The organism is Actinosynnema sp. NPDC020468 (genome assembly GCF_040642015.1).
In the GTDB taxonomy this organism is placed as follows: domain Bacteria; phylum Actinomycetota; class Actinomycetes; order Mycobacteriales; family Pseudonocardiaceae; genus Actinosynnema.
The window spans coordinates 24,496-48,430 of record NZ_JBFAEO010000004.1; the positions used below are offsets into that span (position 1 = coordinate 24,496).

General features: G+C 70.7%; 23 protein-coding genes. 12 read left to right on the forward strand and 11 right to left on the reverse strand.

Features of this window, described 5'->3' with window-relative positions; all coding sequences use genetic code 11:
* The first annotated feature begins 42 nt into the window (after positions 1-42).
* The 3 genes from AB0G50_RS04980 to AB0G50_RS04990 all read left to right on the forward strand — a co-directional run bounded on the left by AB0G50_RS04980 (position 43) and on the right by AB0G50_RS04990 (position 4,575).
* Entirely contained in the window at positions 43-1,719 is a 1,677-nt protein-coding gene (locus tag AB0G50_RS04980; protein WP_360102380.1) for a serine/threonine-protein kinase, read from the forward strand.
* 430 nt (positions 1,720-2,149) lie between these two features.
* Positions 2,150-2,962, forward strand: coding sequence for a purine-nucleoside phosphorylase (locus AB0G50_RS04985; protein WP_360102382.1), 813 nt, complete (start codon positions 2,150-2,152; stop codon positions 2,960-2,962).
* Positions 2,959-4,575 carry a phospho-sugar mutase gene (locus tag AB0G50_RS04990; RefSeq protein WP_360102384.1) on the forward strand — a complete coding sequence of 539 codons (1,617 nt, stop codon included), beginning with the start codon at positions 2,959-2,961 and terminating at the stop codon, positions 4,573-4,575. Before AB0G50_RS04985 ends, AB0G50_RS04990 begins: the two co-directional genes overlap by 4 nt.
* Here the strand turns inward: AB0G50_RS04990 and AB0G50_RS04995 are convergent.
* Positions 4,562-4,894, reverse strand: coding sequence for a hypothetical protein (locus tag AB0G50_RS04995; RefSeq protein ID WP_360102386.1), 333 nt, complete (start codon positions 4,892-4,894; stop codon positions 4,562-4,564). The genes AB0G50_RS04990 and AB0G50_RS04995 overlap by 14 nt on opposite strands.
* A gap of 166 nt (positions 4,895-5,060) precedes the next feature.
* Between AB0G50_RS04995 and AB0G50_RS05000 the strand changes: the two genes are divergently transcribed.
* Complete coding sequence (locus tag AB0G50_RS05000; RefSeq protein WP_360102716.1) at positions 5,061-5,513, forward strand: NAD(P)H-dependent oxidoreductase; 453 nt, start codon at positions 5,061-5,063, stop codon at positions 5,511-5,513.
* A 28-nt stretch (positions 5,514-5,541) separates the two neighbouring features.
* Here AB0G50_RS05000 and AB0G50_RS05005 read toward each other — a convergent pair whose 3' ends face one another.
* The 4 genes from AB0G50_RS05005 to AB0G50_RS05020 all read right to left on the reverse strand — a co-directional run bounded on the left by AB0G50_RS05005 (position 5,542) and on the right by AB0G50_RS05020 (position 7,844).
* A complete protein-coding gene (locus AB0G50_RS05005; RefSeq protein ID WP_360102718.1) occupies positions 5,542-6,453 on the reverse strand; it encodes an aldo/keto reductase in 912 nt (303 codons plus the stop codon).
* 44 nt (positions 6,454-6,497) lie between these two features.
* Entirely contained in the window at positions 6,498-6,881 is a 384-nt protein-coding gene (locus AB0G50_RS05010) for a MerR family transcriptional regulator (protein ID WP_360102388.1), read from the reverse strand.
* Between the two features lie 71 nt (positions 6,882-6,952).
* Entirely contained in the window at positions 6,953-7,339 is a 387-nt protein-coding gene (locus AB0G50_RS05015) for a Fic family protein (RefSeq protein WP_360102390.1), read from the reverse strand.
* Between the two features lie 304 nt (positions 7,340-7,643).
* Positions 7,644-7,844, reverse strand: a complete 201-nt coding sequence (locus AB0G50_RS05020) for a CopG family transcriptional regulator (RefSeq protein ID WP_360102392.1) — start codon at positions 7,842-7,844, stop codon at positions 7,644-7,646.
* Between the two features lie 81 nt (positions 7,845-7,925).
* On the opposite strand from AB0G50_RS05020, the gene AB0G50_RS05025 reads away from it, so the two are divergent.
* A complete protein-coding gene (locus tag AB0G50_RS05025; RefSeq protein ID WP_360102394.1) occupies positions 7,926-8,528 on the forward strand; it encodes a TetR/AcrR family transcriptional regulator in 603 nt (200 codons plus the stop codon).
* 65 nt (positions 8,529-8,593) lie between these two features.
* On the opposite strand, the gene AB0G50_RS05030 is transcribed toward AB0G50_RS05025, so the two are convergent.
* Positions 8,594-9,883 (reverse strand): glycoside hydrolase family 18 protein, encoded by a 1,290-nt coding sequence (locus tag AB0G50_RS05030; protein ID WP_360102396.1) that lies wholly within the window; start codon positions 9,881-9,883, stop codon positions 8,594-8,596.
* A 213-nt stretch (positions 9,884-10,096) separates the two neighbouring features.
* Here AB0G50_RS05030 and AB0G50_RS05035 point away from each other — a divergent pair, with 213 nt between their 5' ends.
* On the forward strand, positions 10,097-10,927 hold the full coding sequence (locus tag AB0G50_RS05035; RefSeq protein WP_360102398.1) for an NAD(P)H-binding protein: 831 nt from the start codon (positions 10,097-10,099) through the stop codon (positions 10,925-10,927).
* On the opposite strand, the gene upp is transcribed toward AB0G50_RS05035, so the two are convergent.
* From upp to AB0G50_RS05050, 3 genes are all read right to left on the reverse strand, one after another.
* The gene (gene upp, locus AB0G50_RS05040) at positions 10,928-11,551 is read right to left on the reverse strand and encodes a uracil phosphoribosyltransferase (RefSeq protein ID WP_360102400.1); all 624 of its coding nucleotides are present in this window, start codon (positions 11,549-11,551) and stop codon (positions 10,928-10,930) included.
* Between the two features lie 195 nt (positions 11,552-11,746).
* Entirely contained in the window at positions 11,747-12,700 is a 954-nt protein-coding gene (locus tag AB0G50_RS05045) for a YncE family protein (RefSeq protein WP_360102402.1), read from the reverse strand.
* A gap of 167 nt (positions 12,701-12,867) precedes the next feature.
* Positions 12,868-13,878, reverse strand: coding sequence for a hypothetical protein (locus tag AB0G50_RS05050; protein ID WP_360102404.1), 1,011 nt, complete (start codon positions 13,876-13,878; stop codon positions 12,868-12,870).
* A 118-nt stretch (positions 13,879-13,996) separates the two neighbouring features.
* Here AB0G50_RS05050 and AB0G50_RS05055 point away from each other — a divergent pair, with 118 nt between their 5' ends.
* Entirely contained in the window at positions 13,997-18,979 is a 4,983-nt protein-coding gene (locus tag AB0G50_RS05055; protein WP_360102406.1) for a trypsin-like peptidase domain-containing protein, read from the forward strand.
* Here the strand turns inward: AB0G50_RS05055 and AB0G50_RS05060 are convergent.
* On the reverse strand, positions 18,976-19,173 hold the full coding sequence (locus AB0G50_RS05060; RefSeq protein WP_360102408.1) for a hypothetical protein: 198 nt from the start codon (positions 19,171-19,173) through the stop codon (positions 18,976-18,978). The genes AB0G50_RS05055 and AB0G50_RS05060 overlap by 4 nt on opposite strands.
* Positions 19,174-19,270: 97 nt before the next feature.
* Between AB0G50_RS05060 and AB0G50_RS05065 the strand changes: the two genes are divergently transcribed.
* Together AB0G50_RS05065 and AB0G50_RS05070 are read left to right on the forward strand one after the other, a co-directional pair.
* Positions 19,271-20,110, forward strand: coding sequence for a helix-turn-helix transcriptional regulator (locus AB0G50_RS05065; RefSeq protein ID WP_360102720.1), 840 nt, complete (start codon positions 19,271-19,273; stop codon positions 20,108-20,110).
* Between the two features lie 14 nt (positions 20,111-20,124).
* Positions 20,125-20,283 (forward strand): DUF397 domain-containing protein, encoded by a 159-nt coding sequence (locus AB0G50_RS05070; protein WP_360102410.1) that lies wholly within the window; start codon positions 20,125-20,127, stop codon positions 20,281-20,283.
* On the opposite strand, the gene AB0G50_RS05075 is transcribed toward AB0G50_RS05070, so the two are convergent.
* On the reverse strand, positions 20,264-20,620 hold the full coding sequence (locus AB0G50_RS05075) for a hypothetical protein (RefSeq protein WP_360102412.1): 357 nt from the start codon (positions 20,618-20,620) through the stop codon (positions 20,264-20,266). The genes AB0G50_RS05070 and AB0G50_RS05075 overlap by 20 nt on opposite strands.
* 21 nt (positions 20,621-20,641) lie before the next feature.
* Between AB0G50_RS05075 and AB0G50_RS05080 the strand changes: the two genes are divergently transcribed.
* The 3 genes from AB0G50_RS05080 (at position 20,642) to deoC (ending at position 23,935) form a co-directional block, all read left to right on the forward strand.
* Entirely contained in the window at positions 20,642-22,216 is a 1,575-nt protein-coding gene (locus AB0G50_RS05080; protein ID WP_360102414.1) for a caspase family protein, read from the forward strand.
* A gap of 10 nt (positions 22,217-22,226) precedes the next feature.
* Complete coding sequence (locus AB0G50_RS05085) at positions 22,227-22,877, forward strand: DUF1707 domain-containing protein (protein ID WP_360102416.1); 651 nt, start codon at positions 22,227-22,229, stop codon at positions 22,875-22,877.
* Positions 22,878-22,969: 92 nt separating this feature from the next.
* Positions 22,970-23,935, forward strand: a complete 966-nt coding sequence (deoC, locus tag AB0G50_RS05090) for a deoxyribose-phosphate aldolase (protein WP_360102418.1) — start codon at positions 22,970-22,972, stop codon at positions 23,933-23,935.

Genomic DNA, 23,935 nt, shown 5'->3' on the forward strand with positions numbered 1-23,935 from the left:
GTTCTCCACGCTAGTGGTTACCCGGTCGTGGAGAATGGCGCGGTGGAGGAGACCGAGCGCCTGATCGGCGGCCGATACCGGCTGCGGCACGTGCTGGGCCGCGGGTCGATGGGCACCGTGTGGGCCGGTCACGACGAGGTGCTGCGGCGCGCGGTGGCGGTGAAGGAGATCCTGCGCCCGCCGGGCATGCCCGAGGGCGAGGCCGAACTGCTGCGCGAGCGCACGCTGCGCGAGGCGCGGTCGGTCGCGGCGCTGACCCATCCCAACGTGGTGACGATGCACGACGTGGTCGTGGTGGACGGCGACCCGTACGTGGTGATGGAGCTGGTCCCGTCACGGTCGCTCGCCGATCTCGTGCGCGAGCACGGTCCGCTGACCGACGGGCAGGGAGCGCTGGTGGCCGACGCGGTCGCGGCGGCTCTGGACGCGGCGCACCGGGCCGGGATCACGCACCGGGACGTCAAGCCGGGCAACGTCCTGGTGGCCGACGACGGCCGGGTGAAGCTGACCGATTTCGGCATCGCGCGCAACGTCGCCGAGGCGACCCTGACCAGTCGCGGCATCACGCTGGGCACGCCCGCGTTCATCGCGCCCGAGGTGGCGGCGGGTGGCGCGGTGTCGCCGGCCGCGGACCAGTGGTCGCTCGGCGCGACGCTGTTCGCGGCGATGACCGGGCAGCAGCCCTACGAGGGCGCGAACGTCCTCCAGACCATCAACCAGGTCGTGCACGGTGACGTGCCCTCCGCCTCGGTGACCGGTGGGCTCGAGCCGGTCGTCGCGGGGCTAATGGTGAAGGACCCGACCAAACGGATCTCACTGGCCGAGACGCGGCGGCTCCTGCGCGGGTTGCTGCCCGAGCCGGACGCCGAGGTGTTCCCGGCGTCGCCGGAGGTGAAGCGCGAGGTCGTGGAGGTCGTGCGACCGCCGCTGGTGACGCCGAAACCGGTGATCCCGCCGGACACGCCGCTCGCCTCGGACCCCGGCCCGCTGCCGTTCCTGTCTTCGACTCCGGCACCGCCGCCGCGCCGCCGACCGCTGCTGTCGACGTTGGTCGTGATCGGCGCGGTGGTGCTGTTCGCGATCGGCGGCGCGGCCGGGTTCACCCTGACCAGGACGCTCGCGGGCCGTTCGTTCCTGCCGCCGTCGGGCTCGGGCACGCCGCCCGTGCCGGCGATCACCGACGCGGTCGACCTGACGCCGGTGACGATGTCCGCGGTGGCGGCCAACGGCGGGCGGCGGGTCGAGTTCACCCTGTCCGTGGGCCGGAACTGGACGAGCTTCCTGGAGCAGCGGGTCAACAAGGGGTTGACCGCGAGCACCGTCGTGCACTTCGTGGACCCGACGGGCGCGTACGAGGTGGCGGTGCAGAAGTTCACCGGCTACTACCCGCGGCACCGGGCGGAGGAGTACTTCGAGCTGGTGCGCTCGACGTGGGGCGAGGGCCAGTACTTCGGCGAAACCCAGGAGCAGACCGACCCGCTGCCGGGCAACACCCCGGAGCCCGCGACCCAGTTCACCTACCGCACGGTGGAACGCCCCACGGCGCTCGAACACGCCCAACCCGCGGGTCCCGACCTCCGGCGCTCGCGGTACTCCCGGGTCCTGCCGTCGGAGTCCGACCTGTGGGTGGTGGAGGTCAGCTTCCCGACGGACCAGGAGGACATGGGCCGCAGCAAGCTGTTCCAGACCATCGCGCCCACGTTCAGGTTGCCGGGCTGACGCCTGCCGGGGGTTGGCGCCGGGCGGGGGCCGGGGGGACGAGCGGTCGCTCCGACGCTGGGGTCCGGGCAGTCGGCAGGCCGGGCGCTCGGGCAGCGGGCGGCGAGCGGTTGGCCGGGCGGCGGCGGGTCGGGTGGGCGGTGGTCGGGCGGCGGCGGGTCGGGCGGTCGGCGGTCTGATCGGGCCGGCGGCAGGTCGGGCGGGCAGTCAGTCACGCAGTCGGCGGCGTGATCGGGCGGGCAGGCGGCGGCGAGGTGAGCGGCGGGGCGGCCGGCAGTCGTGCCGGCTCGGTGGTGCCTGCCCGATGGTGCGGGTCGTGTGGGTCGTCCGAGCTCACCGCCCGGGCCTCGGGTGATCTCCGGGTGATCATCGGGTGGGAGCGGGCGTGGGGCGGCGGCGTGGGCGGGCGGGTGACATTAGGCTCGCGGGGGTGAGCGCCATCAGTGAGAACGGCAGTCCCGAAAGTCTCGCGGCCGACGCCGCGGCCGAGCTCGCCCGGCGGACCGGGGTCGAGCGGCACGACATCGCGGTTGTGCTGGGGTCGGGGTGGCGGCCCGCCGCCGACGTGATCGGCGAGGCCGCCGTCGAGGTGCCGATGAGCGAGTTGCCCGGGTTCGAGCCGCCGACCGCGGTCGGGCACGGCGGCACGATCCGGTCGGTGCCCATCGGCGACAAGAACGCCCTGGTGCTGCTCGGCCGGACGCACGGCTACGAGGGCAAGGGCATCCGCAAGGTCGTGCACAACGTGCGCACCGCCGCCGCGGCCGGGGTGAAGTCGGTGCTGCTGACCAACGCCGCCGGCGGCCTGCGCCAGGGCATGGCGGTCGGTCAGCCGGTGCTGATCAGCGACCACCTGAACCTCACCGCGTCCTCGCCGCTGGTCGGCGCGCGGTTCGTGGACCTGACCGACCTGTACTCGCCCCGCCTGCGCGCGGTCGCGAAGGGGATCGACGCGTCGCTGGAGGAGGGCGTCTACGCCGGTTTGCCCGGTCCGCACTTCGAAACGCCCGCCGAGATCCGCATGCTGCGCACCCTGGGCGCGGACCTGGTCGGCATGTCGACCGTGCTGGAGGCCATCGCGGCCCGCGCCGAGGGTGTCGAGGTGTTCGGCCTGTCCCTGGTCACGAACCTGGCCGCGGGCATCACCGGCGAGCCGCTGAACCACGTCGAGGTGCTGGAGGCGGGCCAGGCCGCGGCGAGCCGGATGGGCGCGCTGCTGCGGGCGCTGGTGGAACGGGCATGAGCCTGTCGCCCGCGCTGCGCGACGCCGCGTTCCGGTGGATCGCCGACGACCCGTCGCCGCAGGACCGCGCCGAACTCCAGGGCGTGCTCGCGCGGGCGATGGGTGGCGCGCCGGGAGCGGCCGAGGAACTGGCCGACCGGATGGCCGGGCCGCTGACCTTCGGCACGGCCGGGTTGCGCGGACCGGTGCGCGCCGGCCCGAACGGCATGAACGTCGCCGTGGTGACCAGGACGACGGCGGGCCTCGCGTCGTGGTTGCGCGGCAAGGGCCTGTCCGGCACGGTGTTCGTCGGCCGGGACGCGCGGCACGGCTCCGAGGCGTTCGCCTCGGCGGCCGCGGACGTGCTGGCGGCGGCCGGTTTCGCGGTGCGGGTGCTGCCCCGCCCGCTGCCGACGCCGATCCTCGCCTACCTCGTGCGCAAGCACGGCGCGGTCGCGGGCGTGCAGATCACCGCCTCGCACAACCCGCCCGCGGACAACGGCTACAAGCTGTACCTGGCGGGCGGCGGCCAGATCGTGCCGCCGGAGGACCGGGAGATCGAACGCGCGGTCGCCGCGGTGCCGGCGGCCGTGTCGGTGCGCCGGTCCACCGACCACCTGCCGGTGTCCGACGCCGAGGTGGACGAGTACCTCGACCGGGTCGCGTCGCTGCCGCGCGGGGTGGCCCGCGACCTGCGCGTCGCGCTGACCCCGATGCACGGCGTCGGCGGCCAGACGGCGGTGGAAGCGTTGCGGCGCGCGGGTTTCACCGACGTGCGGGTGGTGCGCGACCAGGCCGTGCCGGACCCGGACTTCCCGACGGTGGCGTTCCCGAACCCCGAGGAGCCCGGCGCGGCCGACCGATTGTTGGCGTTGGCGCAGGCCGAGGGCTGCGACCTGGCGGTGGCGCTGGACCCGGACGCGGACCGGTGCGCGCTGGGCGTGCGGGACCGCGACGGCACGTGGCGGATGCTGCGCGGCGACGAAACCGGCGTGCTGCTCGGCTCCCTGGTCCTGTCCACTGTGGACACACCGGATCCGTTGGTGGCCACCACGATCGTCTCCTCGTCGCTGCTGAAGTCGATCGCGGCGGCGCACGGCGCGCGGTACGCGGAGACGCTCACCGGCTTCAAGTGGCTGGTGCGCGCGGGTGAGGGGCTGGTGTTCGCCTACGAGGAGGCGCTGGGCACCTGCGTCGACCCGGCGGCGGTCAACGACAAGGACGGCATCTCGGCGGCGGTCGTGGCGTGCGACCTGGCGGCCACGCTGAAGGCGTCGGGTCGGACGCTGCTGGACGCGCTGGACCAGTTGGCGCTCGACCACGGCCTGCACCTGACGGACCAGATCTCGTTGCGGTTCACGGACCTGAGCCGGATCGGGGCGTTGATGGCCGCGTTGCGCGCCGACCCGCCGGCCGGGTTCGCGTTCGAGGACCTGCTGCCGAAGGCGGACGTGGTGCGGTTGACCGCGCCCGGCGCGCGGGTCGTGGTGCGGCCGTCCGGGACGGAGCCGAAGCTGAAGGCGTACCTGGAGGTCGTCGAGGTGGTCGACGACCCGGCCGCGACCCGGTCCCGTGCGGCGGAGAGGTTGGCGGAGTTGCGGCGTCAGGTCGAGGGACTGCTCACGACGCCATAGCGATCAGCAGGCAGAGCACGGCGATGCCCATCGCGGCGCCCGCCACCAGGTACGGCCGCCTGGTCGGCGGGGCCACCGCGTTGTGCCGGTTCTGCGTGACGGCGGCGACGGCGATGCGCCCGGCGATGTAGCTGACGGTGCACAGCGAGACGCCGGCCGCGAGGATCATCGTGTTGACCTCCCACGGGCTGTGGTCCACGCCGGGCCACACCCCGATGAACACGAGCGGCACCCCGATGAGCCCGATGCCGATCGCGAGGCCGGAGCCCCAGGTGATCCTGCGGTTGCGCTCCAGGGTGGCGATGCTGCGAGTTTTCATGTCTCCCTCCAGGTCTGCCTACTAGGACGCGCGGGGACGGGACCGGTTCCCCGGGTGGTCCGCTCCGCGCCCCCGACCCACTATGCAGGAGATGCCGGCGGCCGTGGTCCGGGTCGGCGTCACGAACCGGTTGCGCCCGGCCGGACCGCGCGTCACCGTGGCGGACATGCCCCGTCTGCTGCTCGTGCACCACACGCCGTCACCGAACCTCCAGGCCATGTTCGAGGCGGTGGTGGCGGGCGCGACGGACCCGGAGATCACCGGCGTCGAGGTGGTGCGGCGGCCGGCGCTCGCGGCCACCGCGTCGGACGCGCTGGAGGCGGACGGCTACCTGCTCGGGACGCCCGCCAACCTGGGGATGATGAGCGGCGCGCTCAAGGTGTTCTTCGACCTGGCCTACTACCCGTGCCTGGACGCGACGCGCGGCCGGCCGTTCGGGCTCTACGTGCACGGCGGCGGCGACACGGCGGGCGCGGTGCGCGGGATCGACTCGATCACCGCGGGGTTGGCCTGGTCGAAGGTGTCGCCGCACGTCACCGTGATCGGCGAGCCGTCGCGGGAGGACCTGCGGGCGTGCCGGGAGCTGGGCGCGACGGTCGCCGCGCACCTCGTGCCGTGACCGCGGCACGAGGTGGCGTCGACGCGGCTCAGCGGCCGGACAGGCGGGCCATCTCCGGCGAGTAGCGCTCGCCGGCGGGCGCGGGCACGACCTCCTCGATCCGGGCCAGCTCCTGCGCGGAGAGGGTGATCGACGCGGCGGCGGCGTTCTCCTCCAGGTACTTCACCCGCTTGGTGCCGGGGATCGGCACGACGTGCTCGCCCCGGTGGTGCACCCACGCGAGCGCGAGCTGACCGGGCGTGACGCCCTTGGCGGCGGCCAGTTCGCGCAGCGCCGTCACGATGGCGGCGTTGCGGGCGAAGTTCTCCGCCTCGAACCGCGGCAGGTTGCGCCGCATGTCGTCGGCGGGCAGCTCCTCGACCGAGGTGACCGCGCCGGTCAGGAAACCGCGGCCGAGCGGGGAGAACGGCACGATGCCGATGCCCAGCTCGACGCACGTCGGCGCCACCTCGGCCTCGATGTCGCGCGACCACAGCGACCACTCGCTCTGGAGCGCGGCGATCGGGTGCACGGCGTGCGCACGGCGGATCGTGCCGGCGGCGGCCTCGGACAGGCCCAGGTGCCCGACCTTGCCCGCGGTGACCAGTTCGGCCATCGCGCCCACGGTCTCCTCGATCGGCACGGTCGGGTCGACGCGGTGCAGGTAGTAGAGGTCGATGTGGTCGACGCCGAGGCGCTCCAGGGACGCCTCGCAGGCCCGGCGCACGTAGTCGGCGTCGCCGCGCGGTCGGCGCTCGGCGTCGGCCAGGCCGAACTTGGTGGCCACCACGACCTCGTCGCGCCGACCCTTGATCGCCTTGCCCACCAGGACCTCGTTGGTGTGCGGTCCGTACACGTCCGAGGTGTCCAGCAGGGTGACGCCGAGGTCGAGGGCGCGGTGGACGGTGCGCACCGACTCGGCCTCGTCGTCCCGGGTCCCGTAGGCCTGGCTCATGCCCATGCAGCCGAGACCTTGCGCGCCGGCTTCGAGGGTGCCCAGCAGAGTCACGCGGTGATCCCTTCGACGTACGTGTGTTCGATCTGCTCGTAGTGCGTGATCTTGTAGTCGAGCACGTCGAGCGACGCCTGGAGTTCGGCGATGCGCTCGCGCACCGACGCCCGGTGCTCGAGCAGCACCTGCTTGCGCCGGCCGGCCGTCGCGGGGCCGCGTCGACGCAGCTGGGCGTACTCGCGCATCATCCGGATGGGCATGCCGGTGGTGCGCATCCGGGTGAGGAAGGCGAGCCACCCCAGGTCGTCGTCGGTGTAGACGCGGCGCCCGCCGGAGTCGCGGGCGGGCGGGTCGACCAGGCCGATGCGTTCGTAGTAGCGCAGCGTGTCGATCGACAACCCACTGCGCTCGGCCGCTTGTGCGATCGAATACGTCACCTGTCGACCGTAGGAGCTGGAGTGCACTCCAGGTCAACCCGAAACCACCGTGAGGTGTGCCGGATCCCGACCTAGGAGACGGCCTTCGGGAGGCTCCAGGCCTCCAGGTGGGCGGCCAGGCCCGGCACGTCCACCTGGTCCCGGCCGAGCGCTCGGACCAGGTCGAGGGCGTCGTCCTCGTCGGCGTCGATCCACCAGCCGTTGATGTCGCAGAGCGTCACGGCCGCCACCCAGCCCAGGCGCCAGTTGCCCTCCACGAGGGGGCGCGTGCGCACTATGGAGTCCAGGAGGGCCGACGCCTTGAGCCAGAGGGTGTCGTAGGCCTCGACCCCCAGCACGCTGGCCCGCGGCCGGTGCGCTGCGGAGTCGAGGAGGCCTAAGTCGCGCACGACCAGGTCTCCGCCGGTCACGGCGGTCGCCAGCACGAGCAGATCGCCGGCGTCGAGGTAGTTCACCACTGATTGACGCGCTCCCTGTGCCCGCGACGAGACCACGGAAGGAGCCTCGCCAGGCACGAATCGCCTCCCCGCCCACCCGGCGACGAGGATGTTGTCGGCCGCGTCGTGCGCCCCCGCGCACACCGGACACGACCCGATCTTCATCGGCGAACCATACCGGTGCGCACCGGCCCGCCGTGGCGGTTCACACCGGTGCAGGTGCGAGGCGAACGCAGAGGAGCGGCTGGCCTGCATGAACGCCACCCTATCGAACTGACGTTCGAACGTCAGGCGCCAGACCAGTCCGTCACTCGAAAGGTGCGGTTCAGGCGGGACCCATCCGGTCGAGCAGGCCCCGGTACTTCGGCAGCACGCGTCCCAGCACCTCGGACAGCTGCTCCTCCTTCTGCAACCTCGCCCACCGCTCCGCGAGCGCGAGTCGCACGACCTCCTGCTTCGACCGGCCCTCGGCGGCCGCGAGTTCGCCGAGCCGCCGATTCTCCTCGTCACTCAGACGCAGGGTCATCGCCATGTCACTGACGGTACCAACTTGGTACCACGCTGCCTAGACCGTGTTTTATAACGCTGTTGTGCTTAAGATGGGTCGGTGCCACGACCGAAAACCCACGACGACGCCCTCCGGGTCCGCCTGCTCGACCGGGCGGGCGAGTTGCTGTCCACCGAGGGGCCGAACGCACTGAGCTTGCGCAGGCTCGCGGCGGATGTCAACACCTCGACCACGGCGGTGTACTCGCTGTTCGGCGGCAAGCCCGCGCTGTTGAACGCCTTGTACGAAGAGGCGTTCCACCGTTTCGGCGAACGCCTGGCGGCCGTTCCGCAGACCGACGACCCGGTCGAGGACATCGTGCAGATCGGTCTGGCCTACCGGCGCAGCGCGCTCGCGGACCCGCAGTTCTACCTCGTGATGTTCAGCAAGGTCGTGCCGAACTTCGAGCCGTCCGAGGAGACCAACGCGGCCGCGGCGCAGACGTTCAAACCGGTGGTGGACAACGTGGACCGGGCGATCGCGGCCGGCGCGTTCACCGACGCGCCGCAGGAGCAGATCGCGCTCGCCATGTGGGGCATGGTGCACGGCCTGGTGTCGTTGGAGCTCAACGGGAACCTGCCGAGCGGGCTGGAGGTCTCGCCCGTCTACGAGCGGGCCATCCGGGCGCACACCGACGGTTGGCGAAAGCAGACAGCAGGGTGAAAAAAGGCGGGGCCCGGGGAGGTGGCCGCCGCGAAACCTCCCCGGACCCCGTTAGACTGCCCCGGTCAGGACAGTCCGCTGCGCAGCGCGGAGATCAACTCGCCATCGGCCGTGTCGCCGTCGAGTGACCAGATCATCGCGCCGCCAAGTCCGCGGTCGACCACGTACCTGGCCTTCCGCTTCAACTCCACCGGGTCGTCCCAGGTCCACAGCGTGGAACCGTCGAAGATCCAGGCGAAGCCCGCCTTCTGGTCCCGGTAGACCTTGTACGTGCCCAGCTTGGCCTTGAGGTTCTTGTAGTCCTCGTAGCCCGCCTCGTACTTCGCCGGCGCCGGGCCGGTGGCCGGCTGGAAGATGCCGTTGTCCTTGTTCGTGACACCGGTCCAGCCGCGGCTGAAGAACGGGACGCCGAGCACGAGCTTGCTCCGCGGCGCGCCGGCCTTCAGGTAGTGGTCGATCGTCACCTGGGTCGAGAAGTTCGTCCCGGTGGGGTCGCCCGCCGGCGTCCGCAGCGCCGACTGCTGGTTCGTCTTCGCGTCCCAGCCGCCGTGGTAGTCGTAGCCCTGGATGGTGCCGAACGTCAACAGGGAGAAGACCTTCGGCACCTCGAAGCCGAGGCCGATCTCCCGGGTGTTGGCCGGCAGGAACGCGGTCAGGTCGTAGACCTTGCCGCCGTTGCGCCACCCGAGCGCGGTGAACTGCTTGCGGTACTCGCGCAGCAGCGACGTGAAGTTGACCTTGTCCTCGGGCCGGACCACGTTGCCCTCGGCGCCGGCCGTGCTCGACGGCCACTCCCAGTCGAGGTCGACGCCGTCGAAGATCCCCTTGGCCGCGCCCGCCGGCGCGCCGGGCAGGTCGCCCTTGAGCCACAGGTCGACGCACGACTTCACGTGCGCCGCGCGGGATTCCGGCGTCAGGGCCGCGTTGGAGAAGTACTTGGAGCCGCTCCAGCCGCCCAGCGAGATGTACACCTTGAGCTTGGGGTACTTCGCCTTGAGCTGCTTGAGCTGGTTGAGGTTGCCCGACAGCGGCTGGCCCGCCACGTCCGCCTTGCCGTTCACGGACTGCTCGGCGCCGAAGGGCCGCTGGTAGTCCGCCCACGGGTCCGCGCTGACGCACTTGCCGGCCTCGTCCAGGAACCCGAACGCGTAGTTCAGGTGGGTGAGCTTGGCGGCGGCGCCGTTCTTGACCAGGTCGTTGACCAGGAAGTTGCGGTCGTAGCCGCTCCACTGGGTGTAGTACCCCACGGTGCGGAGGCGCTGCTGGTCGTTCCCGTGAGCCTGCGCGTGCGGCGCCAGCGTCGCGGTGAGGGCCGAAACCAGGAGGGCGGGGAACACCCATCTCCTGCTCTTCATGCTTCTCCTCGCCCCGTCGTCCGTGGTGTGGTCTGGACCACGGTAGTGACGAGGTCTAGACCACCTCTACGGCCGAATGGCCGAATCCGCGCCTACCCGCCCACGGACACCGGCTCACTTTTCACAGTTCTCGCAAACATTTGCATGTGCGCCGGACCCTCCTGTCCCGCTAGCGTGCCGGTGTTCAAACTTGAATAACTAGGAGGGGAGCGCATGGCGATCCTGGTGACCGGCGCCACCGGCGCGGTCGGACGTGAGGTCGTGCGGCAGCTCGTGGCACGCGGGGAGGACGTCGTGGCGATCAGCCGCGACCCGGAGTCGGCGGGGCTGCCCGGTCGGGTCGTGCGGGGCGACCTGACGCGGCCCGAGGAGGTGCCGCTGGACGGGGTGACGGCGCTGTTCCTGCTCGCGCCGCTGTCCTCGGGCAACGGCGTGGAACTGGCGAAAACCCTGGTGGAGCGGGCTTGCGAGGCGGAGCGGGTGGTGTTCCTGTCGAGCGACGCGGTGACCAGGCGGCGGCTCGGCAGCTACGAGGGGCACCGCGCGGTCGAGGAGGTGGTGGAGGCGTCGGGCAAGGCGTGGACGCACCTGCGCCCGGGCGAGTTCATGGGCAACAAGCTGGTGTGGGCGCCGACGATCAGGGCGCACGGCGTGGTGCGGTCGGCGTTCCCGGACTCGGTGGGCGTTCCGGTGCACGAGGCCGACATCGCCGAGGTCGCGGTGCTCGCGCTGACCGGCGACCACGGCGGACGGGTGTACACGTTGAGCGGCCCGGAGCGCTTGTCGCTCCGTGAACAGGCTGCCGCGATCGGGACGGGTCTCGGCCGCCCGATCGGGTTCGAGGCGGTGACCTACCGCGAGGCCCGCGCGTCGCTGATCGCGGACGCCGGATTGCCCTACGAGATCGCCGAGTACCTGCTGGGCTACCAGGTCCAGTACGAGCAGGAGCCGCCCGAGGTCGAGCCCGCCTTCGAGGAGGTGACCGGGCGACGTGGTCGGACGCTGGCGCAGTGGGCCGCCGACCACGCCGCCGAGCTGGGCTAGCTACACCGCGCCGTACAGGCGGTCGCCGGCGTCGCCGAGCCCCGGGACGATGTAGCCCGAGTCGTTCAGGCGCTCGTCGACGCTGGCGGTCACCAGGCGCACCGGCAGTCCGGACTCCTCCAGCCGCCGGATGCCCTCCGGCGCGGCCAGCGCGCAGATCGCGGTCACGTCGGTCGCGCCGCGGTCGGTGAGCAGCTTGATCGTGTAGGCCATGGACCCGCCGGTGGCGAGCATCGGGTCGAGCACGATCACCGGGCGGCCGGCCAACGACTGCGGCAGCGACTCCAGGTACGGCGTCGGCTGGAGCGTCTCCTCGTTGCGGGCCAGGCCGACGAACCCCATCTGCGCGTCGGGGATCAACCGGTGGGCCTGGTCCGCCATGCCCAGCCCGGCCCGCAGGACCGGCACCAGCAGCGGCGGGTTCGCCAGTCGGTAGCCGGTCGTGCGGGCCACGGGGGTGAGCGTCTTCTCCTCGGCCACCGCCGCCTCGCGGGTGGCCTCGTAGACGAGCATCACGGTGAGTTCCTGCAACGCGGCGCGGAACGCCGCGTTGTCGGTGCGCGCGTCGCGCATGGTGGTCAGACGCGCCCTGGCGAGCGGGTGGTCGACGACGTGGACGTCCATCCGCGCACCTTAAAGCCCTGGGGTGCCGACCGGCACGGCGACCGACGGGATCACCGCCGGCCGCCTGGCACCCGATTCCACTGTGGACCGCGATCCGCCGGTCCGCGGTCGCGGCGGCGAGCACGACTCCCCGCGGCTTTCGTGCCCTTCCCGTTGCGGGGTGGGCACTTCCGCGGTCTTCAGCGCGTCAGTGCGTCAGCGCTTCGGCGCGAACGCGAGCGCGGTCGGGGTGTGGCCCGGGATCGAGCCGGTGAAGCGGAGCTTGTTGGTCGACTCCTCGTAGACGTAGGTCCAGCCGCCCTCGCTGCGGTCGCTGACCACCACGTAGTCGCCGTTCGTGGCCACCGAGGTCGCGCGGCCGTTCAGCGGGATCTGCTTGCGGACGGTGAAGGTCGCCGTGTCCACCAGGTACAGCGCGGACTTCGTGCCGTCGGCGGACGCGCCCGCCACGTAGATCGTCGCGCCGTCCTGGCTCACCGCGAGGTCGCGCAGCGGGACGCCCAGGTCGAGGCGACGGCCGTACTGGTCGAACTCCTTGCGCGGCTCCAGCTCCTGGATGCGCTGCTGACCGGTGACGTAGAGGTGCGTGCCGTCCGGCGAGAGGGCCAGGTCCGAGTCGGCGTAGGTGAGGTGGTCGAAGATCCGGCCGACCTTGCCGCCGCCCGCCAGGTCGACCACCGCGACTCCCAGCCACTTGGGGCGGGAGTTGGAGAAGTCGGTGACGTAGGCCGTGGTGCCGTCCGGCGTGATCACGATGTCCTTCGGCGCGTCGGTGCCCTGGAGGTAGCCGACGGCCTCGTCCGTCCTGACGTCGATGTGCACGACACCGCCGGGCTTCTCGCTCTCCGCGACCCACGCGTCGTTGCCGTCCGGCGTGAACGCGATCTCCTGCGCGTCGCCGGCGGGGGTGCGGGCGACCTCGGTGCCCTCGAACGCGTCGTAGGCGACCACGTCGTGCTCGGCCGAGTAGACGTTGCGCCCGCCCGGCTTCACGGTCAGACCGCGCACCGGCGCGGCGGTGTCCCAGGTCCGGACGGCCTGGTTCGGCGTGCGCAGGTCGACCGCGGCGATCGAGCCGCCGTCCGCCGTCTCGTAGCCGATGTAGAGGTAGTCGTTCGCCTGCTCGGCGTTGGCGACAGGTGCGAGCACCGCCGTGAAAAGGGCAGCCGAAACCGAGGCGACAATTGCCTTGCGCATTGCTTTTCTTCCCCCTGATTACCCCGACGCGACCGCGCCGGGCCATCCCCCGTGACCGCGTCTTGCGGCCCCGGGAGAGAAGACGCCTCTCCCGGGGCGGGGTTGCGCGGGTTCGTGGATCAATCTCCGGGAACTTGGAACACGGCGAGGGACGTGGGCCGCGCGCCGGCCGGTGCGTGCAGCTGGTCGACCGCGTAGCCGTTCGCGGTGTCGATGACCGACGTGCGCTCGCCGACCGTGTCGTTGAGGAACACCCTGGACCCGTCCGGGGTCACCGCGAGGTGGCCCCACGCCCCGACGTCCGCCCGCCTGGTGACGGCCATCGTCGCCAGGTCGACGGTGAACAGCGCGCCGACCTGGTTGTAGGCCGCGCTCACGTAGGCGGTGCGGCCGTTCGGGGTGATCGCGAGACCGCGCGCGTAGTTGCCGGCGAGGTCGGTCTGCCTGGCGATCCGGTTGTCCGGGCCGACCTCGGTCAGCTTCGTCTTACCCGCGACGTAGACCTTGTCGCCCGCCAGGGAGAGTCGGGAGCTGGAGTCCGCGACGCCGGTGATCGTCGCGGTCACGGTCTTCGTCGCCAGGTCGACGACGGACAGCGCGCCGGCGGTGAAGTTCAGCGCGTACGCGGTGCGCCCGTCCGCGCTGATCGCGAGGTCGGTCGGCCACGCCACGGCCCGGATGCGGCCGACGATCGCGTCGGTGGCCACGTCGGTGACGTAGATGCCGCCGCGCGAGCCACCCGCGCCCGCGGAGCCCTCGGCGACGTAGGCGAGCGTCGCGTCCGGGCTGAACGCGACCTTGTTCGCGAACCCGCCGACGTCGATCGACACCACCTCCTCGCCGTCGTTCTCGGTGGCGTCGAAGACGTGCACGTTCCCGTCGGCCACGTAGAGGTAGCGGCCGTCGGGCTTGGGTGTCAGGCCGTTGGGTGGGCGGTCGAGGTCCCACCCGGCGACGACCGCGCCGGTCGCGACGTCGACCACCGCGATCGACCCGGTCTGCCCGGTGGCGTAACCGATGTAGGCCAGCGTGCGGGTGTCGGACGCCCTGGCGGGCGCACCGGTGGTCAGCGTGACCACCACGGCCGCGGTCGCGGCCAGCGCTCGGCGGGCCCGGAGTGATCTGGTCATGGAGCACCCCTTTCTTACGCCGTCTGGGTGTTAACCATTACGACGTACAGCTCAACAACGGAGTCGTACATCTAGCACTGCTCGTTACCGCTCGCTCACACGTGGTATTGCTTCAGCCATGCCGGACGGTTCCTTACCGCCCTCGGTCGTGCGGCTGGTGACGACCGACGGGCACACCGCGGGCACCGGCGTCCTCGTCGGCTCGGCACAGGTGCTGACCTGCGCACACGTGGTGAACCTCGCGCTCGGCCTCGACCACCGCTCGGTGGACCGGCCGACGACCCCGATCCGGGTCGAATTCCCTCTTTCAGGTGACGCCCGACTGGCGTCCGTGACGCAGTGGACACCCCCGCCGCCCCGGGAGGGAGCACCGGGCGACGACATCGCCGGATTGGTGCTGGCCGATCCGGTGACCGCGGAACCCGCCCGCCTGGTCACCACGCCGCCGTCGATCGGCCAGGAGGTGCACGCGTTCGGCTACCCGGAAGGACACGAGGACGGCGCGTGGGTGCGCGCGGTGGTGCGCGGCGAGGTCGGCAACCGGTTGCTGCAACTGGACTCCGACTCGGCGGTGCCGGTGCAGCGGGGGTTCAGCGGCGGCGCGGTGTGGGACCGGGAGTTGGGCCGGGTGGTCGGAATCGTGGCCACGGCGGGGAAGACCGGTGACGGCTACGCGATCGGCGCCGACCGGCTGCGGCTGGCGTGGCCGGAGGTGCTGGCACCGCGGATGCTGCTCGACCGCACCGCGGTGACGGTGCTGCACCTGGCCACGCTGCGCTTGCCGCCGCTCGGCGACGTGTGGCCGGATCTGGTGGTGCTGTCCGGGAACCTGACCGCGGGCGCACGGCCCAGCGAGTTCGCCCGGGCCTTCGACCGGTTGCGGCACCTGGCCGAAACCCTGGAGCTGACCCGGGACCGGATCGTGGTGGTGCCGGGCGCGCGGGACGTGAACGTCGACCTGTGCCGAGCCTACTTCGCCGAGGTCGAAGCCTTGGAACAGCGGCCGGTCGCGCCGTACTGGCCCAAATGGCGACCCTTCGCCGCCGCGTTCGAGGCGTTCTACGGCAAGCGCGTGGCGTTCACGCCCGACGAGCCGTGGTCGCTGTTCGAGGTGCCGGACCTGAAGGTGGTGGTGGCGGGGCTGAACTCGACGTTCGACGACACGCACTCCCGACCGGGCGCGGGATTCGGGTCGGCGCAGGTCGACTGGTTCACCCGGCGGATGGAGGACTACCTGGACCGGGGGTGGCAGCGGTGGGGCGCAGCGCACCGGTGGGAGGACAGTCCGATGGGCTTGAACGTGGTGTTCGCCGGCACGCCCTCGCGGGGCCGGTTCGTCGCGCACGGCCCGGCGCACCACCGGCTGGTGGACTTCGCCTCGCCGGGCGCGGACCCGGCGGTGCGCGAGTACGTCGATGGCCGGTGGGTGGATCGACCCGGCCTGGTGATCCGGAACTTCCGCCCGACGTCGGCGTTCTCCGACGCGGGCCGCGACACGTTCTTCGACCACGTGCTGGAGGCGACCCGCGTCAAGCACCCGACCGCGACCGTCGTGCCGCGCCCGGAACAAAGCTATCTGCGGGTGTCCGAGCCGCATCCGGGTGGCGTGACGCAGTGGCCGGTGGGCGTGTCGTCGCTGCCGCCGACCAGTGGGTCGGTGGCCGAGTTCGTGACCCGCGTGCACGACCGGTTCGCCGCGGCCGACTCGACCGTGCCGTCTGTTTTGGTCCACAATGGACGGCCCGCGTCGCCGGACCTCGTTGTGGCGGCTCGTCGTAGTGGGGTGCGGCTGCGCAGTTTCGTGGAGTACCAGGGCATGCTCGACCTGCGGCCGTTGGCCGACCGGCAGGCGTCGCGACTGCTGGCCGACGTCGTGTACCCGGCGGAGCTGTACGTTCCGCAGCGCTTCACCACGACCGGCGGTTCCGAGGTGCAGGACGGCCTGTTGCCGCGGGTGGTGGACTGGCTGGGTCAGGAGAACGCCCGCTTCGTGGTGGTGCTGGGCGATTTCGGGCGCGGGAAGTCGTTCCTGCTGCGGCAGTTGACCCGGGTGCTGCCGGACGAGCAGGCCGGGTTGCTGCCGGTGTTGGTGGAGTTGCGGAGCCTGGAGAAGGCGCCGTCGTTGGACGAGCTGCTCGCCCAGCACCTGACGCGCGAGGGTGTCGAGGACATCAACCTGCCGAAGTTGCGGTACATGATCTCGTCCGGGCGGTTGGCGCTGCTGTTCGACGGCTTCGATGAGCTGGAGCTGCGGGTCGGGTACGAGAACGCGGCCGACTACCTGAAGACGTTGATGCAGGCCGTGACGGATCGGGCCAAGGTGGTGTTGACCAGCCGAACCCAGCACTTCCGCTCCACGGACCAGGTGCTGACGGCCCTGGGCCACCAGGTCTCGATGCTGACGGCGAGCCGGGTGGTGGCGCTGGAGGACTTCACCGACGACCAGATCATCGACTTCCTGACCAGGCACTACCAGGGTGATGTCGAGCGGGCGTCGGCCAGGTTCGCGTTGCTGGGGGCGATCTCGGACCTGTTGGGGCTGTCGCGGAATCCCCGGATGTTGTCGTTCATCGCGGACCTGGACGAGGACCGGCTGCGCGAGATCGAGCAGGAGAACGGCCGGATCAGCGCGGCCGAGTTGTATCGCGAACTGGTCGAGTTCTGGCTGGTGCACGAGGCGAACCGGCAGAGCCACCGGATGGGTGTGACCTCGCTGGACCGGTCCGAGCGGCTCGACGCCTGTGTCGCGCTGGCTTTGAAGTTGTGGCACAGCAAGGCGACCACGATTCCGGCCACGGACTTGACCGAAACGGCCGCGTCGACATTGAGCCGACTGGCCGAGCGCGGCTACTCCAGTGCCGAGGCCGCGCACGCGGTCGGCTCAGGAACTCTGTTGGTGCGCAACGACGACGGCAGCTTCGGCTTCGTCCACCAGTCGGTGATGGAGTGGCTGGTGGCCAAGGTGGCCGCCGCCGACCCGGACGCCCCGGACGGACCCCTCGCCTTGCGCCGCATGTCCCGCCTGATGGTGGACTTCTTCTGCGACATGACCGGCCACGACGAGGTGACGAACTGGGCACGCCGGGTGCTGGCCGCTCCGGTCGCGGCCGAATACCTGAAGGAGAACGCCACCCTGGTGGTCGAACGGCTGGGCGTCTCGGCCGACATCGTCCTCAGGGGGGTGGACACGCGCGGAATGTTCATCAAGTGGGCCGCGCACGTGAGCGCGCAGGTCGCCGGCTCCAACTTCACAGACCAGCGCCTTGAGGACTTCGACATGGCGGGCTCGGACTTGAGCGGCGCGATCATGGACGGGGTGCTGATCGAACGCGGTGATCTGACGGGCGCGAACTTGACCGGCAGTTCGTGGAAGCGCGCCGCCCTGCTCGGCGTCGTCGGGGCCGATCAACCCGAACTCGCCGAGGCCGCCGTCGTGGGTCGTGATCCGTCCCGCCCCTTCCTGCTGCCGGACCGGACGGCGATCGTCGGGAAGGACTACTCGGAAGCACTCGACCTGTCGGCGTTCGCACGACGCGGATCGGTGGTGCTGGGTGCCTTCCACCTGCCCAGCCGCGTCATCCGGGGCCACCGGAAGCCCATCACCGATGTGGCGTTCTCGCCGGACGGCGCGCTGCTGGCCACGGCGTCGGAGGACTGCACGGTCTGTCTCTGGCGTACGAACAGCGGAAAATTGGCGAGACGTCTCAAAGGTCATCTCGGAGCGGTCCACTCGGTGGCGTTCGTCCCGGACGGGTCGATGATCGCCAGCGGATCTGCCGACGCCACCGTGCGATTGTGGGACGTGGTGACCGGCCGAGCAAAACTCGTGTTGCGCGGCCATGCCGGCGCGGTCGCGTCGATCGACGTCTCGCCGAGCGAGAACAACCTGGTCAGTGGTTCGTTCGACAAGACCGCCATCGTGTGGGACATCAGCGAGGGCTCGGCGGTGTCGCGACTGGAGGGGCACACGAGCGAGGTGTTCGAGGTGGGCTACTCCACCGACGGACAGACGATCACAACCAGGTCGGGCGACCGGACCGTGCGAACCTGGACCACGTCAGGCACCGAGTTGACGGTGTACGAAGCCCGCGAAGAGCGGAATCCTCCTGAACTCGAACGGTTTCCCCGGTGCACGGTCGTGAGCCCTGACCCGTCCGGACTCACGGTCGTAACCAACGGACAGTCGTGGAACACCGACAACGGCGGACTCGAAGGCCACCTGGTCGACGGTGTGGGCGCCCTCGCCCACTCCACGGCGACCGGTCGGATCGCGGTCGGGAAGGTGGACGGATCGATCTTCTTCGCGCAGGGGGACGGCGGGTCGGTGCTGATGGGCTCGGACAGCCCGGCGACGAGGTTGACCTTCTCCCCCGACGGTTCCCGCCTGGCGGCGGTGAACCGGAACGGCGGAGCTCAGATGTGGGATGTCGAGTCGCGGGAACTCGTGAGGTCGTGGCCTTCACCCGAGTTCCAACTCCGGTCGATCGCTGTCTCCACCGGTGGGATTCTGGTGGCGACCGGGACGACGTACGGCGGAATTCAGCTGTGGGGCCGGGACGAGCCCATCGATCGCCTGCTGCATTTCGGGTCGGTCGAGGCCATGGCTTTCACGCGCGACGGGACACAGGTTCTCTCCGGAGGTGGGGACCGGGCCGCGAGGTTGTGGGATCTGGCCGAAGACACGCAGGTGGTGTTCACCGGGCACACCGAACGTGTGGCCGGTGTGGCGTTCTCGCCGTCCGAAACCCGACTGGCTACTGCGTCCGACGACTGGACCGCCCGGTTGTGGCGGCCCGATGGACGGCAGATCACCGTGTTGAACGGGCATGAGGGCGCAGTGACTCAGGTGGTGTTCTCGCACGGCGGGGCTCGGGTGGCGACTGCTTCCGAGGACGGGACCGTGAAGGTGTGGAATTCCAACAGTGGGGACTTGATTGTCACGCTAGCCGATTGGGGGGAGGGGCGGGTGAAGTTGTTTCCGGACGGGTCGTACCAGCTTTGGGGCGAGGCCGGCGATCACCTGTGGTGGGCGGTGAAGTTGTGTCGGTTCTCGCCTGGGGAGATCGACGGGTACGACCCGGCCGTTCGGCGGTGGGTTTAGGCTCGGTTCAACTCCTGGAGGGCCTCGTTCATGTCCACGATGCTGCGGAAGTGGTGGACCAGGCCCTCGAAGTTCGGGGTTCGGGTCAGGGTTTCCGGGGTGGGGTCCGGGTCTTCGGTGGTGTCGGGGGCGGTGACGTCGATTGAGACGGTCCAGGTGGCGTAGACGCCGTTGATCTTCCACTGCTGGTGCATGTGGAATAACCTCCCCTCTTGCCGCACGTTCACGCAACACGCCTTTTTGGGTGACATTGCTTTCTTGCCACGGGCGCAAGGGTGTTCAGTGCTCGGCATGACAAACAAGGGGGCTTCGTTTCGCCACCGCCGGGTGTCGAGCGAAATGCGTGCACTGCGAATTGCACGAAACCTGACCTGCGCGGATGTCGGGCGGGCGATCGGATGTTCGGAGAGCAAGGTCAGTCGGCTGGAGACCGGTAAGCGTGGGCTCCACGTGGACGAGGTTGCCGCGATCCTGGGCTTCCTCCAGGCACCACCGACGTTGAGGCAAGAACTCCTCGCGCTGGTGCAGGCCGGTGAAGACCGGAACTGGCATGTCATCAGCAGCGGCAAGCTGCCGACCAACTGGAAGGAGTTCATGACGTTCGAGGCGGAGGCGTCCGCGCTGTACAACTTCGAGCCGGTCCTGGTACCCGGGTTGGCGCAGACCCCCGATTACGCCCGCGCGGCCATCCACAGTGCCAACAGCCGGTTCACGCCGACCGAAGTGGACGCGCTCGTGGCGACCCGTATGGGGCGACAGGTGAACCTGGGCCGGAAGAATGTTCACCTGATCATGGATGAAACGGCGCTTCGCCGGCCGCTCGGCGATCCGGCCATGATGCGCGCCCAGCTCAACCACCTGCTGGCATTGGCAACTCGCGCCAGCGTGATCTTGCAGGTCGTTCCGTTCGACGCTCCGGGCCATCCGGGGATCAGCGGACCCATGACCCGAATGGAATTCCCCGACCAACCGGATCTGCTCTACGAGGAAGGCCGAACCAGCGGCATGTTCATGGAGGACAAGATCCACATCGAGGGCGCTAAGATCGCTTGGCAAGCACTTCTCGACGTGGCCTGGTCGACGGACGAGTCGATGTGGCAGATCGCCAGGATCGCGGGAAGTCCGACGTGACGTGGGGAGCGGACATGTGGCGCAAGTCCAGTTACAGCAGCGGTGGCGGTAACTGCGTGGAGTTGAATCTCGGCGCGCACCAGGTCCAGGTGCGTGACTCGAAGAACCCCGATGGCCCAATCCTGGTGTTCCCGCGGGTCGACTGGCGTTCGGTCATTCGATCTCGCGGGTGAAGAAGTCCTTGACGGCCGCCAACTCCTGGTCGGTGGCGCGGCCCTTGATCGTCACCGTGCGGTTGCCGTCCTTGATGGTGAGCGCGCGGTGACGGTCGCGGTTGACCCAGTCCTGGAGGACTCGGCCCAACCGCACCAGCACCGGTGAGGCGGCCAGGGAGGCGATGATCGTGCTGACCGTGGCCGGGTCCCAGCCCTTGGAGTCCGGCGGCGGGGCCTCGCCGGGGGCGAACTCGGCGGGCACGCGCAGGGCCTTGATCTCGCCGAGCAGCTGCCGGGTCTCGAAGTCGACCCGGCCGGGGTCGGAACCTTCCACCGTCACCGAAATGTTCGTCACGACGCCGACGATATCCACCTCATGCGGAACGCGTTGCTGATCGCGACGGACACCTACGCCGATCCGACGTTGCGGTCCCTGCGCGCGCCCGGTGCGGACGCCCTGGCGCTCGGGCTGCTGCTCGCGAACCCGGAGATCGGCGGGTTCGCGACCGAGGTCCTGCACAACAGGCCGGCGCACGTCGTCACGCAGGCCGTGGAGGCGCTGCTGGCGAACGCGGGCGCCGACGACCTGGTGCTGCTGTACTTCTCCGGGCACGGCATCAAGTCGGCGGCCGGCGAGCTGCACCTGGCGATGACCGACACCCGCACCGAGCTCCTCCGGGCGACGTCGCTTGCGGCGGCGACGGTGCGGGACATGGTGGACGACACGGTGGCCGCGCAGGTCGTGGTGTGGTTGGACTGCTGCTTCTCGGGCGCGTTCCCGTCCGGGCAGCGGGCCAAGGCGGGCGGGCAGGCCGACGTGCTCGACCAGCTCCGGACGGACGGGTCCGGATGCGCGGTGATGACCGCGTCGACCCGGTTCCAGTACGCGTTCGAGGGCGCCGGCGCGGTGGACGAGCTGGGCGGCGCGCAGGAGTCCGTGTTCACCGCGTCGATCGTGGAGGGGTTGCGGACGGGCGCGGCGGACCTCGGCGGTGACGGGCGCGTCGACGCGGCGGAGCTGTACCGGTACGTGCACGACCGGGTCAAATCCCTGACGCCGCACCAGACCCCGACGCGCAACGACCGGCTGACGGGTGAGGTGTACATCGCGTTCGCGGCGCCGGTCTACGAGGGCGAGACCTCGGTGGTGCAGCTGACCACCGAGGACGTGGCCGGGTGGCCGGCGTTCCACCCGAACGGCCGGTTCCTGGTGTTCGACGGGACGGTGTTCGACACGGTGACCTGGGCCGTGGCGGCGGTGCTGCCCGCGACCACGCCGCAGGCGTTCAGCCGGGACGGGCGGTGGCTCGTGACCGGGCACGAGGGCAAGGCGGTCGTGTGGGACGTGACCGATCCGTCCCCGCTGGCGTGGCGGTTCGTGACGAGGTTGGACACGGAGGTGGACCCGGGCGTCGAGTTCGGGTTCGACGACGCCGGCACCATGTTGATCCGGCAGGGTTCCCTCGCCGGGTGGACGACCGACGACTGGGAACCCGAGCCCTCCGACCCGGACGACGAGATGGTCGCCTACCTGGTGCCGGGTCGACCGTCGCTGCTGCTGGCGCTGGTGGGCCCCGAGGGCGCCGTGATCGACATGGACTCCGACGAGCTGGTGCACGAACTCGACGGGTCGTACCAGCGGCTGGAGGCGGTCGACGCGGACGGGCGGGTGGCGGTGTTCCGCACCTCGGCCGGGCTCGTCGTGACGCGGGACTGGGAGTTCCTGCTGAGGTTGCCGCCGGCGCCGGGGATGGAGGAGTTCTGCGCGGCGGGCGTGGACACGGTCGTGACGACCGGGCCGGCGGGGATGCGGGTGTTCGGGCTGGAGGAGAAGGAGGTCCTGTTCAGCTGGGACGGCGGGGCGTGCCACCAACCGGCGATGAGCGCGGACGAGCGGTTCCTCGTGGTCCCCGGGGTGGACGGGCTTCGCCTGTGGTCCGTCGAGATCTAGACTCTTCCGGGTGAGCGATGAGCTGGTGCCCGACCCCGGTCAGATGCGCGCCTCCGACGCCGACCGGGAGAAGGTCGCGCAGGTCCTCCAGCAGGCGCACGGCGAGGGCCGGCTGGACCTGCACGAACTGGACGAACGGCTCGGGCAGGTCTACGCGGCCCGGACCTACGGCGAGCTGGTGCCGTTGACCGCCGACCTCGGCATGATCGCGCCGCCCCTGACGACGCCGCTCCCGGTGCACCAGACGAACTCGCCGGCGGCGCGGATCGGTGGCGTACCGGGGTCTTCGTCGTCCATCGCCATCTGGTCGGGTGTCAACCGCAAGGGTGACTGGGTCGTGCCCGAGCACCACACCGTGGTCGCGATCATGGGTGGTGTCGAACTCGACTTCTCCACCGCGCGGTTCGAGAAGGCCGAGACCACGATCAACATCTTCGCGTTCTGGGGCGGCGTGGAGATCTACGTGCCCGAGGACGTGACGGTGCGGGTCGACGGGTCCGGGATCATGGGCGCGTTCGAGGACTCCACGCACAAGACGCCGACCATCCCGGGCGGACCGGTCGTGCGGATCACCGGGCTCGCGATGATGGCGGGCGTCGAGGTGCGGCGGCCGAAGCGCAAGAAGATCAAGAACCGGAAGAACCCCGAGCTCGAGGGCTGATCCGGAGCTGATCCCCGGGCCGACCCGGGACTCCCACCAGGCCGAACCGCTTCGTTGGGGACGGCCGTCCCACTCCGCCTAGACTCGGGCGCATGGCCGCACCCACGACGAAGCCGTCGCTGCCACCGGCGCTCGCGGACGCTGTCCGCGACGACGCGTCGTTGCGCCGGTTCCTGCACGGACTGCCCGGAGTCGACCAGGTCGGCGTGGAGCAGCGGGCCGCCGGGCTCGCCACGCGCAGCATCAAGAAGGCCGCGAAGCTGTGGGCGATCGACACCGCGATCTCCATGGTGGACCTGACGACGTTGGAGGGCGCGGACACGCCCGGCAAGGTCAGGTCGTTGGCCGCCAAGGCGAAGCGCCCCGATCCCGACCACCCCGAGGTGCCCCGGGTCGCCGCGGTGTGCGTGTACCCGGACATGGTGTCGACGGCGATCGGTGAGCTCGGCGGCACCGGGGTCGGGGTCGCGAGCGTGGCGACCGCGTTCCCGTCGGGCAGGTCCTCGCTGAAGGTGAAGCTGGAGGACACCGCGTTCGCGGTCGAGGCCGGCGCGACCGAGATCGACATGGTGATCGACCGGGGCGCGTTCCTCTCCGGCCGGTACGGCCAGGTCTTCGACGAGATCGTGCAGATCAAGCACGCCTGCGGGGACGCGCACCTGAAGGTGATCCTGGAAACCGGCGAGCTGGCGACCTACGACAACGTGCGGCGGGCGTCGTGGCTCGCGCTGCTGGCGGGTGGCGACTTCGTCAAGACCTCGACCGGCAAGGTGTCGCCCGCGGCGACCCTCCCGGTGACGCACGTGATGCTCCAGGCGGTGCGCGACTGGCGCGACCGGACCGGCGAGCTGCGCGGGGTGAAGCCCGCGGGTGGCATCCGCACCACCAAGGACGCGGTGAAGTACCTGGTCGCGGTGCACGAGGTGGCGGGCGAGGAGTGGTTGACCCCGACGCTGTTCCGGTTCGGCGCCTCGACGTTGCTCAACGACCTCCTGATGCAGCGGCGCACCCAGCTGGCCGGCCACTACAGCGGCCCCGACTACGTGACGGTGGACTGA

Excerpts from the sequence above, each read along its gene's own strand:
- deoC (WP_360102418.1), top strand. The coding sequence starts at position 22,970 with ATGGCCGCACCCACGACGAAGCCGTCGCTGCCACCGGCGCTCGCGGAC.
- AB0G50_RS05055 (WP_360102406.1), top strand. The coding sequence starts at position 13,997 with ATGCCGGACGGTTCCTTACCGCCCTCGGTCGTGCGGCTGGTGACGACC.
- AB0G50_RS05060 (WP_360102408.1), bottom strand. The coding sequence starts at position 19,173 with ATGCACCAGCAGTGGAAGATCAACGGCGTCTACGCCACCTGGACCGTC.
- AB0G50_RS05000 (WP_360102716.1), top strand. The coding sequence starts at position 5,061 with ATGCCCCGTCTGCTGCTCGTGCACCACACGCCGTCACCGAACCTCCAG.
- AB0G50_RS05070 (WP_360102410.1), top strand. The coding sequence starts at position 20,125 with ATGTGGCGCAAGTCCAGTTACAGCAGCGGTGGCGGTAACTGCGTGGAG.
- AB0G50_RS05020 (WP_360102392.1), bottom strand. The coding sequence starts at position 7,844 with ATGACCCTGCGTCTGAGTGACGAGGAGAATCGGCGGCTCGGCGAACTC.
- AB0G50_RS05005 (WP_360102718.1), bottom strand. The coding sequence starts at position 6,453 with ATGGGCATGAGCCAGGCCTACGGGACCCGGGACGACGAGGCCGAGTCG.
- AB0G50_RS04995 (WP_360102386.1), bottom strand. The coding sequence starts at position 4,894 with ATGAAAACTCGCAGCATCGCCACCCTGGAGCGCAACCGCAGGATCACC.
- AB0G50_RS05050 (WP_360102404.1), bottom strand. The coding sequence starts at position 13,878 with ATGACCAGATCACTCCGGGCCCGCCGAGCGCTGGCCGCGACCGCGGCC.
- AB0G50_RS05065 (WP_360102720.1), top strand. The coding sequence starts at position 19,271 with ATGACAAACAAGGGGGCTTCGTTTCGCCACCGCCGGGTGTCGAGCGAA.
- upp (WP_360102400.1), bottom strand. The coding sequence starts at position 11,551 with ATGGACGTCCACGTCGTCGACCACCCGCTCGCCAGGGCGCGTCTGACC.
- AB0G50_RS04990 (WP_360102384.1), top strand. The coding sequence starts at position 2,959 with ATGAGCCTGTCGCCCGCGCTGCGCGACGCCGCGTTCCGGTGGATCGCC.
- AB0G50_RS05080 (WP_360102414.1), top strand. The coding sequence starts at position 20,642 with ATGCGGAACGCGTTGCTGATCGCGACGGACACCTACGCCGATCCGACG.
- AB0G50_RS05030 (WP_360102396.1), bottom strand. The coding sequence starts at position 9,883 with ATGAAGAGCAGGAGATGGGTGTTCCCCGCCCTCCTGGTTTCGGCCCTC.
- AB0G50_RS05035 (WP_360102398.1), top strand. The coding sequence starts at position 10,097 with ATGGCGATCCTGGTGACCGGCGCCACCGGCGCGGTCGGACGTGAGGTC.